This is a genomic window from Pseudomonas sp. S04 (assembly GCF_009834545.1).
Lineage (GTDB): Bacteria > Pseudomonadota > Gammaproteobacteria > Pseudomonadales > Pseudomonadaceae > Aquipseudomonas.
This window is the reverse complement of record NZ_CP019427.1, coordinates 4830388-4842535: the sequence shown is the minus strand read 5'-3', so window position 1 is coordinate 4842535 and position 12148 is coordinate 4830388. Positions and strand designations below refer to the sequence as shown.

The following is a 12148-nucleotide window of genomic DNA, read 5'->3' as shown; positions in this document are numbered from 1 at the left end:
CGTTTGCACTACTTATTGGATTCTTTATTGAACACGCCGCACTGAAGATTTTTGCCGCCGGGTCGATACAAAGCCCAAGACAGGAGAACTCTCATGCGATTCGTGCTTTTAGCTGCCCTGGCCCTGAGTGTCGTGGGCTGTACCCGTTGGTCGATGGACCATCACCTGAACACCGCCTACCGTGCCTACGACGCCGGCAACTGCGAGCGGGTGATGCTCGAACTGTCCCAGGTCGATCGCAAGAGCCGGGCGCGGCGCTACATCCAGCCTGAAGTGTCGATGTTGCGTGGCCAGTGCCTGGAGCGGCAGAAGCTCTATGTCGATGCCGCCCAGACCTACCAGTTCATCATGGCGCAGTACCCGAACAATGAGTACGCCTACCGTGCCCGCGCGCGCCTGGAAACCTTGCAGTCGCTGGGCTGGTACCCGCCGCGCAGCGCCAGAAGCATTCCCGCGGCATTGTAATGTCGGGTCTCATTTAACCACTGGCTGTGTTTCAGCCTTGAGCTAGTCTCTAGTGAGACGTTTCAGCGGGTCGACCCTGGACGTCGTTGATACCTGAGAACGGCAGAAGTAGCGCGAGCGCAACGCGGGGACGTTCGCACCGTAATCGGGGACAGCGAGCTCGCTCTGCCGGCTCGTTGCGAAGCAGTAGTGCGACCCTGCTCAAGGGCCTTGGCAAAGCGATACTCAGTATGTTCACAGAACGCCGGATCGAGCGGCACCAGTTGCCGTATTTTCTCAAAGTCTTCAACCGTATCACCGACAAACCCATTGGCTACATCGGTAATGTCTCGGAAGACGGGCTGATGCTGATCAGTCAGTTGCCGCTGATGCTGGGGGCGGTCTTTGACTTGCGCCTGAAGATCCCCGACGGCGATGGAGCCTGTCAGGTCATCGACCTGCGGGCCTGTTGCCTGTGGTGCCATGAGGACGCCACGCCCCATCATTACGACGCCGGGTTCGCCCTGCAGAATCCCCCGCCTGAATACGGCCAGATGGTCAGCGCGTTGCAGCGCTATTTCAGTTTTTATCCGGTCTCGGCATCGGCCTAGCCCCGGCCCCAGGCAGGGGCAGCGCTAAAGCACGCCAGCTTTCTTCCAACTCAGGTAACGGGTGACCAGTTCGGTGCCCAGCTCACCGGGGCGGGTGTCCAGCACCGGCACGCCATGGGCGCTCAAGCGTTCATGCTGATCGGCCCGGGCGTTCAGGTAGTCCACCGTGCCGCAGTAGGCCAGGGCTTCGGGCAGGGTTTGCACCGGGACCTGGCGTAGCCGGTCGAGGACTTCCTCGCGCAGGCTCGCCACCAGCACCCGGTGCTGTCGGCCCAGGCGCTGGACCGCGCCGAGCAGGGTTTCGTCGGCTTCATCGCGCAGGTTAGTGACCAGCACCACCAGTGCCCGGCGCTGCTGGCGGGCGAGCAGTTGGCTGGCGGCGGCCTGGTAGTCAGCAGGGCGCTGGCTGCTGTCCAGGTCATAGAGGTTATTGAGCAGCACGTTCAATTGACCGTTGCCCTTACTCGGGGGGAGGTATCGCGCCTGCTCGGTGGCGAACGTCATCAGGCCGACCGCGTCGCCCTGGCGCAGGGCGATGTAGCTGAGCAGCAGGCACGCATTGAGGGCGTGATCGAAGTGCGACAACTCGCCGTCCTGACTGCGCATCGAGCGACCGCAGTCGAGCATGAAGATGATCTGCTGGTCCCGTTCGTCCTGGTACTCCCGGGCAATCGGTGTGCGTTGTCGGGCCGTGGCTTTCCAGTCGATCTGGCGCAGGCTATCGCCTTCGCGAAACTCGCGCAGTTGATGAAACTCCAGTCCCAGCCCGCGCCGCTGGCGCTGGCGTACGCCCAGTTGGCTGAGCCAGTTGTCGACCGCCAGCAGTTGTGCGCCATACAGGTGGGCGAAATCCGGATAGACCCGGGTGCTGTCCTGCAACGTCAGGTACCTGCGGGCCGACCAAAGCCCCAAGGGCCCCGGCAGGTTGATTTCGCAACGCTCGAAACTGAAGTGCCCACGGCGCAAGGGGCGCAGTCGGTAGCTGAGTAGGTGAGTCTGGCCGGGATGCAGTTCGACCGTCTGGGGTAATCCCTCGAAGTCCAGGCCATCGGGGACATGATCGAACAGCTGCACGCTCAGGGGCTGTATGTAATCATGTTGCAGGCTGATCTGCACTTCGCTCCAGCGCCCCAGTGCCAGGCTGCCGGGCAGTTGCCGTTGCGCCCTGGGGGAGGGCCGGCGAATCAGGCGCGCAGCGTCGAGCAGGGCCAGCAGCAACAAAGCCAGCAACAATCCCCAGTTAATCGCCAGCAAGCTAGGTGCCACGTCGACGCCCAGGGCCCGGCAGGCGCCGAGCACGATGCTCAGCCCCAACAGGCTGGCGAGCCAGACCAGCAGCAGACGGGTCGGCTTCATGGTCAAGGCTTCCCAGGGACGATCATTGTCATGGTGCTATTCACAATCTGGGTGCCGGAACCTGGTCAAGCATTAGCTTGAGCACCTGGTCGACGTCCAGCCCTTCGATGTCCAACTCCGGTGCAATCCGCACGCGGTGGCGCAGCACCGCCAGCGCGCAGCCCTTGATGTCATCCGGGATGACGAACTCACCGCCGCGCAGCAGTGCCCGCGCCCGGGCCACCCGCACCAGCGCGATGGAGGCCCGCGGACCGGCGCCCAGAATCAGCCCCGGCCAACTGCGGGTGGTGCGGGCCAGGCGTACGGCATAGTCCAGTACCTGCTCGTCCAGCGGCAGGTCGCTGGCTATCCGTTGCAGGGCGAGGATGTCCTTGGCTTGCAGCAAAGTGCGCAGCGGTTGCACGTCGAGCATGTCGGCGCGGGTCGAGCGACTGACCTGGCGTACCATGTCCAACTCCTGCTCGGCATCGGGGTAGTCCATGCGCACCTTGAGCATGAACCGATCGAGCTCGGCTTCCGGTAGCGGGTAGGTGCCTTCCTGTTCGATGGGGTTTTGCGTGGCCAGGACCATGAACGGCTGGGCGATCGGCAAGGCGCGACCTTCCAGTGTCACCTGGCGTTCCTGCATGGCTTCGAGCAAGGCGGCCTGGGTCTTGGCCGGGGCGCGGTTGATCTCGTCGGCCAGCAACAGGTTGGTGAACAGTGGGCCCTTGCGCAACTTGAACTGCTCGGTCTGCAGGTCGTAGACGGCATGCCCGGTGACGTCGCTGGGCATCAGGTCGGGGGTGAATTGAATCCGCGCGAAGTCGCCGCCAAAGCAGCGGGCCAGGGCGCGCACCAGCAAGGTCTTGCCCAGGCCAGGCACACCCTCGAGCAGCACATGGCCCCCGGCAATCAAGGCGCTCAACACATCGTCGATCACGCTTTCCTGGCCGATCACGGCCTTTCTCAATTCGACACGCAGGGCTTGCGCCAGTTGGCTGGCGCGTTGCCGTTGTTGCGCTGCGCGGGGTTGGCTAGGCGGTTCGAAGGCTTCACTCATAAGGCATTCCTGAGGGTTTGCAGGTGGGCGACCTGGCGGCTGAATTCGCTGCTGGACAGTCGTCGTTTCGCCAAGGGAGCGAGCAACTGGCCAATGGTGTCGGCCGGGTGGCCGGTCAAGCGTGCGATGACCTGCCATTGTTCGGCAGTTTCCAGCTGTTCCAGGCCCGGGTGCCGCTGCCGGGCGCGGCGTTGCACATCGTGTTGCAGGCCTTGCAGAAGGCTGTGTTGCCCGGCGTTGCGCAGCAGGAAGTCAGCACTGGCGCCCACGTGCTCCTGCAACTGCCGGCGAGCCTTGGTCGCTGGGGCGATTAATGGGCCCTGGCGCCAGCCGACGTGCCAGCACCACAGGCCAAGCAATGCAGCGAGGGCCACCAGCGCCTGGGGGAAATACCGCAGCAGCAGGGTCAGCAAATGGTCGTGGTCAATGTCGAACAGCAGGGTGACTTCGGTGTCGGCGTTCAGGTACCAGAGCAGCCAGGCGTTGTCATAGTGGCCGATGTTGGGGTTTTTCCACAGGTCGGCATCGGTGATCACCGTGATCAGGCCTTCGCCGTAGGGCAGTTGCATCATGTGCGTGGCCAGGGCGCTGTTGGCCCAGGCCTGGGCCAGGTTGTGCGGGTCTTCGAGGTGGAACTGCGGATCGAAGCTGGCATAGGCCGGCGCTTGTTCGTCTTCCAGGTAAAGCTTGGTCAGCGTGGGATAGGGGTCTGTCGTAGCCTCGGGCGGTGGTTCCTTGAGGTCCTTGCTCATGGATTGCTGCACCTGGACCCGGTCCAGCAGCAGGTCGGCGCTTTTGCCGGCCTTGGCGTCCCACAGGGCCTCGGCAACCAGCAGCAGGCGGCCGCCGGCGTGGGCCCAGGCCAGCACTTTCTCGACCTGCGCCGGGGTCATGTCGACACGCTCCCCCAGGAGCAACAGGCTGTGTTGCCGGGAGGGCAGCGGGGGCAGGGTCTCGAGGCTGTTGGCGTGGCTGACGCGCAGCCCTTGCTGGCGCAAAAAGTGCTCGGCGGCCAGGTACGGGTTGGCCTGGGCTTCGGGGGAGGGGCCGTGGTCGATGGTTTCTGCATAGGGCGTGGCCTGTAGGAACAGGTAGACCGCGACCGCCGCGAGCAGCCCGGCCAGCAGTGTGCCGAGAACCATCTGCAGCCGGTTCATTGACCCACTCCGTGGCCGAACAGCGCGCGCCAACCTGCGCAGAGTTTTGTTTGCAGGGCGAGTGGCGGGACGCGGTGACCGTAGGCGATATTTTGCCAATGCACGGTGAGGGTGCTGCTGAAGGCATGCAGTTGCGGCTGCTGCAGACGCTGGACATGGTCCAGCACCTGGCCTTCGGTGTCGGCACTGGTCAACGGCAACGCGTAGTCGTGCAGCAAGCGCACCAGCAGCGCCCGATACAGCAAGCCGAGGGCCTCACGGGGCTGGCTCGCCCAGAGCCGCTCGACCTCGGCGGCGACGTCGTCCGGCAGGGAGTCACGGCCTAGGTCGAGGCCGAACAGTTGCGCCGGCATCGGGCGCTGGGGGCTGAGTTGGGGTGCCGGGCGGCGGCTGACGAAGGTTTGCAGCCACTCGCGGTAGCGCCAGGCCAGTAACACCAGCAGGCCGATGACCGTTGCCCACAACAGGGCCTCGATGATGGACGCCAGGCTGGCCAAGCGCGGGGTGTCGAACAACTCGAGCAACGCCTTGAGCCAGCCGGGTGCCTGGCCCGCCTGGGGTCGTTCGGGCTCGGCGTCACCCAGGCGATAGCGGGTCAGGGTCTCGGTGTTCTTGAACGGCGGGGCGTCGAGTATGTCATTGATGGCGCTGCTGGCAGCCTGGCTGTTGAGGGGTTGCTGGAGCAGGCGCGGGCTGGCGGGCGCGGCGCTCGATTCGGCGGCCAGCAGCGGTTGCCCGGCAGGCCCTACCAGCAGCAGGCCGAGCATCAGCACGCTGGCGACCACCGCGCTCAGGCGTTGGCGCAGGCGCCGGAATACCAGCTCGATGTCCCAGGCTTCCAGCGTGGTGCGCCGGTTCAGGTACAGGCTGAAACCACAGGCCACATACACCGGTTCCCAGACGATCAGGATCAGCACGTACAGCGCGTTACTCAGGTGCTCAAGCCACAGCCAGTCCTGAGCGCTGCTGGCGATCATGGTTTGCCAATCCCAATCCAGTTCGATCTGCCCAGGCAGGAACAGGTAGAGCAGGCTGATGGTGCCGATCCACAGCACGCTTTCCAGCAGCATCCCAATGAGTGTCAGCCAGCGCGCTGCCCCGGCGTCGCGTTGCTGCAACACCGCCAGGCGCTGCTGGCGCGCCACGCCGCCCAGTTCCTCTAGCTGCAGCACCGGCAAGGTGAAGCTGCGGCTCAGGCTCAGGCGTCGCCAGGTCAGGCTGGCGAGCAACTGTGGCTTGAGCAGGCGTGGCCATTGGCGCAAGGCCTGCTGCACGCTGGGCGCCTGGCCGAACAACGCGCTGGAAAGGATGTACAACGGCAGGCGCTCGAACGCCGGCTTCAGCCACCAGAACAGCCCCAGGGCGAGTGCGGGGGATTCCCACAGCAGCACGCTGAGCAGGACAAACACTGGCACGGTGACCAGCGCCCAACTGCCCATCAGCACCCGGCGATGACGCTGGCTCAGCAGGATCCCCAGGTCCATGGCTTCCCAGGTGGTGCGTGGGCGAATCACGACGCTGGCGTCATTCAGGCGCATGGCGACCCCGTCCCGCACCGAACAGGTAGAGCCCCACCAGTAACCACAGGGCCGCCCCTACCAGGTATTTTCTCAGCGGCGCCGGCCCAGTGCGTGCCGACCAATAGGCCTCGATGAACGCAGCAATCAGCAGGAACAGCATCACCCCGCAAATCATCAGCACGCTCTTGCGCGCGGCCAGGCGCAGGGCTTCACCACGGGGTAGCCGCCCGGGGGCGATCAGCGCCCAGCCCAGTTGCAAGCCCGCCGCACCGGCCAGGGCGATGGCGCTGAGTTCAAAGGCACCGTGGCCGACGACGAACGACCAGAAGCTTTCGCCGTAGCCGATGCGCGTCAGGTGGCCGGCGATGGCCCCGATCAGCAGCCCGTTGAACATCAGGAAAAACACACTGCCCAGGCCAAACAGCAGGCCGCTGGCGAAGGTCTGAAAGGCTATGCCGATGTTGTGCATGATGTAGTAGCCGAACATCACCCAGTTATCGCTGGCGGCGCGCTCGGTGTCGCGGCCCAGGTGTCCGGCGGCCGGGTCGTACATACCTTGCATCTGCGCGACCTGATCGCCCGGCATGATGCTGTAGACCAGGTCGGGAAACAGGTACACCAACAAGGCGGTGCCCAGCAGCGAGCCGAAAAACAACAAGCCGGCCGCCAGCACGAACGGCCATTGCTCACGCACCAGGCGCGGAAAGCCGGCCAGGACAAAGGCTAGCAACTGGGCGCCGAGGTGGCTGCGATGGCGGTACAACTGCTGGTGTCCGCGCAGCACGAGGTGCTGCAAGGGGTCGACCAGGTAACTGCTGTAGCCGCGCTCCTGCGCCAGCGCCAGGTGTTGGCACAGGCGCCGATAGTCCCTGGGGAATGCGCGGGCCTCCTCGGCGCTGGCCTTGCCGCGCTCCAGTAGATCGAGCCGGTGGGCGAACTGCTGCCAGTGGGCTTGATGGCGGATTTCGAACTGGCTTTGCTTCATGTCGGCCCCAACAAGCCACGGGCGATGCCATTGAGCTCGGCGACTGCCTGCGTCGGCGCGACCTGCAGCGGCTCGGCGAGCAGCGTCGCCAGTTCAGTGACCCGTGCGCTGGAAAGCTGCGCCTGGCGTTCGGCAAAACCCAGCACTGCGCGTTGCTCATTCAGGCTCAAGGTAAAAGGCGCGCGCAGGGGCTGGGCGGCTGGCAACTGCGGGCGCTGTACCGGCTGTTCGCGATAGATCACCAGGGTGCCGGCGGCCATGTCGCCCAGGCGCTTGAAGGTCGGATGCTGCAGGCAACTAATGGCGCCCAGGGCGTAGCCCAGGGGCAGCATATCGACGAACCGCAGTAAGTTGCGGATCAGCGAGGCCGACCAGCCGACCGGGGTACCGTCGTCCTGCACCACGCGCAATCCCAGCAGTTGTTTTCCGGGCGAACGGCCTTGGTTGAGGACTTCGAACAGCACCATGTACCACCAACTGACGACAAACAGCAGCAGCGAGCCCAGCCCCATACCCAGCTTGCCGAGAAACCCCAGGCCGAGGAACAGCAGGCCCAGTACCAGGGCGCGCAGCCCAAGGTCGATGGCAAATGCCAGGGCGCGGGGCGGCAACCCGGCCGGGCGCAGTGGCAAGTCGATGCCTTCGGGCGTTTCGACCTGGTACCGCGTATCCAGAGGCGGGGGCAGCGGTGCTTTCCTTGGCAGTGCTGAGGTAGGGATCATGGGCAGCCTGGTGATGGAGCCAGTTCGGGACGTTACCTGGGCTCGATGCTAGCAGCCTTCGCCAGCGCAAACGACCTGTGTCTGGGCGATCCTGACTTTGCCACGTAACGTTCTAAAGCAAGATAGCTGGCCGGCGCAGCGCTTGAGCGCCTAGACTTCGTCGGTCTCAAGTTCAGGAACAGCCCGTGACCTCTATCTTCTGGTACGACTACGAAACCACCGGGATCACCCCGCGCTGCGACCGCCCGCTGCAAGTGGCCGGGATCCGCACCGACTTCGAACTCAACGAGATCGATGCACCGGTCAATCTCTACTGTCAGCCCAGCGACGACATCCTGCCGCATCCGGCCGCCTGCGCGATCACCGGGATCACCCCGAGTCGCCTGGCCGAGCAAGGTTTGAGCGAGGCGGATTTCATGACCCGGGTGCATGCCCAACTGGCAGCCCCGGGGACCTGCGGCGCCGGTTACAACACCTTGCGTTTCGACGATGAAATGACGCGCTACAGCTTGTACCGCAATTTTTTCGACCCCTATGCTCGCGAATGGCAGGGCGGTAACAGCCGCTGGGACCTGATCGACGTGGTGCGTGCGGCCTATGCATTACGCCCGGACGGCATCGTCTGGCCGCAGGAAGAAGGGCGTGTCACGCTCAAGCTCGAACGCCTGACGGCCGCCAACGGCCTGGACCATGGCCAGGCCCACGAAGCCTTGTCCGATGTGCGCGCCACCATTGCCCTGGCGCGGCTGATTCGTGACCGGCAGCCCAAGCTCTATGACTGGCTGTTCAAGTTGCGCAGCAAACAAAAAGTCATGGACCAGATTCGCCTGCTGCAACCGATGGTGCATATCTCCGGGCGCTTTTCTGCCGAGCGCAGTTATGTGGGCGTCGTCCTGCCGCTGGCCTGGCATCCGCGCAATCGTAATGCACTGATTGTCTGCGACCTGCACCTGGACCCCGAGGGCCTGCTGGCAGATGACGTCGAAACCCTGCGTCAGCGCCTGTACACCCGCCATGCGGATTTGCCCGAGGGGGCGCTTGCGGTGCCGCTCAAACTGATTCACATCAACCGCTGCCCGGTAGTGGCGCCGTTGTCGGTATTGCGGGCCGAGGATCAGCAACGACTGCAATTGGACATGGCGCTGTATCAGGCGCGGGCGCTGCGGCTAAGTGACGCACAGGAACTTTGGCGAGATAAAGTTCCAGCCATTTATGCCCTGGACGACTTCACCCCCAGCGATGACCCTGAGCAACAGTTGTACGATGGTTTCATTGGTGACCGTGACCGACGTTTATGCGAGCAAGTGAGAGCGGCCGACCCACAGCAATTAGCGCAAGAACAATGGCCGTTCGATGATGAACGTTTACCGGAATTATTATTTCGATATCGCGCGCGCAACTTCCCCGAGACCTTGAATGAACAGGAGCAAGAACGCTGGAAATTATTTTGCCAGCAGCGTTTGAGCGATGCTCGATGGGGAGCGCCCAATACCGTGCAGGCATTTGATCAAGCCTGCGAGCAATGGTCGCAGAATGCCGCGGGCGGAACGCTTGAGGTTCTGCAGGAATGGCGCGAGTACGTGGCGTTATTGCGCAAACGTTTGGATATTTGAAATGCCCTGATGAAATGTGTTGAATAACATGGATAAAAAAACGCCAGCGAAAGCTGGCGTTTTTTTGTTCGCAAGTGAACCTGCGAGACGGGTCGCGGCTTAGCCCAGCAGGGTTGCCCAGCCTTCAACCACGTCGCCGCCCCACTTGGCTTTCCACTCTTTCAGAGTCTTGTGGTTGCCACCTTTGGTTTCGATGACTTCGCCGTTGTGCGGGTTCTTGTATTGTTTAACCTTGCGTGCACGCTTGGTGCCGGTAGTTTTCACTGCGCCGCGTGGGGCTTTAACTTTAGATTCCGGATCCAGCAGGGCGATGATATCGCGCAGGGATTTGGAGTATTCGCCCATCAGGGTGCGCAGTTTGCCTTCGAATTCCAGCTCGGTTTGCAGTTTGTCGTCTTGGGACAGGTTCTTCAAACGGGCTTGCAGCTCTTTGATAGCTTCTTCGGTGGCGCGGTATTCGTTGATCAGGGACATGAGGACTACCTTATGTTAGGCACAGGATGCAGGGGACAGTGGCGCAATAATAGTCAGGGTGTTTCATCAAGTAAACATATAAGCGAACTTTTATTTGATTTGATTAGAGTCAATGGCAGACAAATACACTGACAGTTAAAACATCAGCGGTAATGATCACAGTTATTCACAAAGGCCTTCTTGCGTATTCTCACAAGGCGTCCTGCGCCAGCATGCAGTGCTGCTAATCGGTCGACGACGGCCTGCTTGCGCAGGCGGCAGATGGGGCAATTGCTGATCAATACTGCAGTTTTTCTGCGCAATCGCTAGAATGGCGGCCTTTGCGAAGTTCTGGAGTTTTCCCCCTATGCGCACTTTTCGGCTAGTGATCGCTTGCCCGGACGGCGTCGGCATCGTTGCTAAGGTCAGTAACTTTCTGGCGTCACACAATGGCTGGATCACTGAAGCGAGCCATCACTCGGACAATCTCAGTGGCTGGTTCTTCATGCGTCACGAAATTCGGGCCGACTCCTTGCCGTTTGGTCTGGAGGCCTTTCGTGAGGCGTTTGCCCCGATCGCCGAAGAGTTCTCGATGAACTGGCGTATCACCGACACCGCGCAGAAAAAACGCGTGGTGTTGATGGCCAGCCGTGAATCCCACTGCCTGGCCGACCTGCTGCACCGCTGGCACAGCGACGAGCTGGACTGCGAAATTTCCTGTGTGATCTCCAACCACAACGACCTGCGCAGCATGGTCGAGTGGCACGGCATTCCTTACTACCATGTGCCGGTGGATCCGCAGAACAAAGAGCCGGCGTTTGCCGAAGTGTCGCGCCTGGTCAAACAGCACGATGCTGAAGTGGTGGTGCTGGCGCGCTACATGCAAATCCTGCCGCCTGAGCTGTGCAGCGAGTACGCGCACAAGGTGATCAACATCCACCACAGCTTCCTGCCGTCGTTCGTGGGGGCCAAGCCTTACCACCAGGCGTCGATGCGTGGTGTGAAGCTGATTGGCGCCACTTGCCACTACGTCACCGAAGAGCTGGACGCCGGTCCGATCATCGAGCAGGACGTGGTGCGCGTCAGCCACAGCGATAGCATCGAAGACATGGTGCGTTTCGGCCGTGACGTCGAGAAGATGGTGTTGGCCCGCGGCCTGCGCTATCACCTGGAAGACCGCGTGCTGGTGCATGGCAACAAGACCGTGGTGTTCTGATTCGCCGCCGACAGGCACGAGGGCCTCAAGCGTTGTACGCTTGAGGCCCTTTTTTATTGAAGGTGCGGACCATGAGCGATCCACTGGACAAGGCCACCTCCACAGCCCCCGCCACCCTGGGTGAAGGCTGCCTGAGCCGTTACGACCCCGATGACTTGAGTAGCGAGGACGGCACCGAGTTTCCCGGTGCGGCCGAGTTGTGGCAGCAGTTACAGGACCAGCCGGAACCTGAAGGCAAGTCCTGACAGATCCTGCCAGCGCATTCAGATACGGAAACTGCCCACCAGTTGCTTGAGGCGCGCCGCCTGTTGTTCCAGGTCGGAGCAGGCCCGCAAGGTCGACTGCAGGTTTTCCACACCTTCCTGATTGAGGGTGTTGATCTCGGTGATGTCCACGTTGATCGACTCCACCACGGCAGTCTGTTCCTCGGTGGCCGTGGCCACCGACTGGTTCATGCCGTCAATCTCGCCAATGCGCAGGGTCACGCTATTCAGGCGCTCCCCGGCGAGGTTGGCGATCTCCACGCTGTCCTGGCTATGGCGCTGGCTGTCGCCCATGGTGCTGACCGACTCGCGGGCGCCGACCTGCAGCTCCTCGATCATGGTCTGCACCTGTTGCGCCGACTCCTGGGTGCGGTGCGCCAGGTTGCGCACCTCATCGGCCACCACTGCAAAACCGCGTCCGGCCTCACCGGCCCGTGCGGCCTCGATCGCCGCGTTGAGCGCCAGCAGGTTGGTTTGCTGGGAGATGCTGGTGATCACTTCGAGAATCTGCCCGATGTTCACGGTCTTGCTGTTGAGCGACTCGATGTTGCTGCTGGAAGCGCTGAGCATGCTCGACAGTTGATTCATCGCGGCGATGCTGCGATCGACCACTTGCTGGCCATCCTCGGCCAGGCTGCGGGCATCGCTGGCCTGGTGCGATGCTTGCGCGGCGTTGCGCGCGATTTCCTGGGTGGCGGCGCCCAACTGGTTGATGGCGGCCGCGACGCTGTTGGTGCGGCTCGATTGTTCATCGCTGTTGAGCATC

The 12148-nt window shown here is 62.7% G+C and carries 13 protein-coding genes; 5 read left to right on the top strand and 8 right to left on the bottom strand.

Annotation, left to right across the window (positions count from 1 at the left end):
* The first annotated feature begins 93 nt into the window (after positions 1-93).
* Together PspS04_RS21505 and PspS04_RS21500 are read left to right on the top strand one after the other, a co-directional pair.
* Positions 94-465: a hypothetical protein gene (locus PspS04_RS21505; RefSeq protein WP_095165805.1), complete on the top strand. Its 372-nt coding sequence runs from the start codon at positions 94-96 to the stop codon at positions 463-465.
* A 230-nt stretch (positions 466-695) separates the two neighbouring features.
* Positions 696-1055 (top strand): PilZ domain-containing protein, encoded by a 360-nt coding sequence (locus PspS04_RS21500; protein ID WP_095165803.1) that lies wholly within the window; start codon positions 696-698, stop codon positions 1053-1055.
* Positions 1056-1079: 24 nt separating this feature from the next.
* Here PspS04_RS21500 and PspS04_RS21495 read toward each other — a convergent pair whose 3' ends face one another.
* Genes PspS04_RS21495 through PspS04_RS21470 form a run of 6 tightly spaced genes read right to left on the bottom strand, consistent with a single transcriptional unit; the run spans position 1080 to position 7837 of the window.
* Complete coding sequence (locus PspS04_RS21495) at positions 1080-2411, bottom strand: DUF58 domain-containing protein (RefSeq protein WP_159997657.1); 1332 nt, start codon at positions 2409-2411, stop codon at positions 1080-1082.
* A 40-nt stretch (positions 2412-2451) separates the two neighbouring features.
* A complete protein-coding gene (locus PspS04_RS21490) occupies positions 2452-3453 on the bottom strand; it encodes an AAA family ATPase (protein WP_095165800.1) in 1002 nt (333 codons plus the stop codon).
* The gene (locus PspS04_RS21485) at positions 3450-4610 is read right to left on the bottom strand and encodes a DUF4350 domain-containing protein (protein WP_159997655.1); all 1161 of its coding nucleotides are present in this window, start codon (positions 4608-4610) and stop codon (positions 3450-3452) included. Before PspS04_RS21485 ends, PspS04_RS21490 begins: the two co-directional genes overlap by 4 nt.
* On the bottom strand, positions 4607-6148 hold the full coding sequence (locus PspS04_RS21480; RefSeq protein WP_159997653.1) for a DUF4129 domain-containing protein: 1542 nt from the start codon (positions 6146-6148) through the stop codon (positions 4607-4609). Before PspS04_RS21480 ends, PspS04_RS21485 begins: the two co-directional genes overlap by 4 nt.
* The gene (locus PspS04_RS21475) at positions 6135-7115 is read right to left on the bottom strand and encodes a stage II sporulation protein M (RefSeq protein ID WP_159997651.1); all 981 of its coding nucleotides are present in this window, start codon (positions 7113-7115) and stop codon (positions 6135-6137) included. Before PspS04_RS21475 ends, PspS04_RS21480 begins: the two co-directional genes overlap by 14 nt.
* The gene (locus PspS04_RS21470) at positions 7112-7837 is read right to left on the bottom strand and encodes an RDD family protein (RefSeq protein WP_159997649.1); all 726 of its coding nucleotides are present in this window, start codon (positions 7835-7837) and stop codon (positions 7112-7114) included. The genes PspS04_RS21475 and PspS04_RS21470 overlap by 4 nt, the downstream gene beginning before the upstream one ends.
* A 185-nt stretch (positions 7838-8022) precedes the next feature.
* On the opposite strand from PspS04_RS21470, the gene sbcB reads away from it, so the two are divergent.
* Positions 8023-9450 carry an exodeoxyribonuclease I gene (gene sbcB, locus PspS04_RS21465; protein ID WP_159997647.1) on the top strand — a complete coding sequence of 476 codons (1428 nt, stop codon included), beginning with the start codon at positions 8023-8025 and terminating at the stop codon, positions 9448-9450.
* Positions 9451-9549: 99 nt separating this feature from the next.
* On the opposite strand, the gene mvaT is transcribed toward sbcB, so the two are convergent.
* Positions 9550-9924 (bottom strand): histone-like nucleoid-structuring protein MvaT, encoded by a 375-nt coding sequence (mvaT, locus tag PspS04_RS21460; protein WP_005790963.1) that lies wholly within the window; start codon positions 9922-9924, stop codon positions 9550-9552.
* A gap of 346 nt (positions 9925-10270) precedes the next feature.
* On the opposite strand from mvaT, the gene purU reads away from it, so the two are divergent.
* Entirely contained in the window at positions 10271-11119 is an 849-nt protein-coding gene (gene purU / locus PspS04_RS21455) for a formyltetrahydrofolate deformylase (RefSeq protein ID WP_095165714.1), read from the top strand.
* A gap of 71 nt (positions 11120-11190) precedes the next feature.
* Positions 11191-11364: a hypothetical protein gene (locus PspS04_RS27540; protein WP_174244594.1), complete on the top strand. Its 174-nt coding sequence runs from the start codon at positions 11191-11193 to the stop codon at positions 11362-11364.
* 18 nt (positions 11365-11382) lie between these two features.
* Here the strand turns inward: PspS04_RS27540 and PspS04_RS28185 are convergent, their stop codons facing one another.
* The gene (locus tag PspS04_RS28185; protein ID WP_442966651.1) at positions 11383-12147 is read right to left on the bottom strand and encodes a methyl-accepting chemotaxis protein; all 765 of its coding nucleotides are present in this window, start codon (positions 12145-12147) and stop codon (positions 11383-11385) included.
* Between the last annotated feature and the right edge of the window lies 1 nt (position 12148).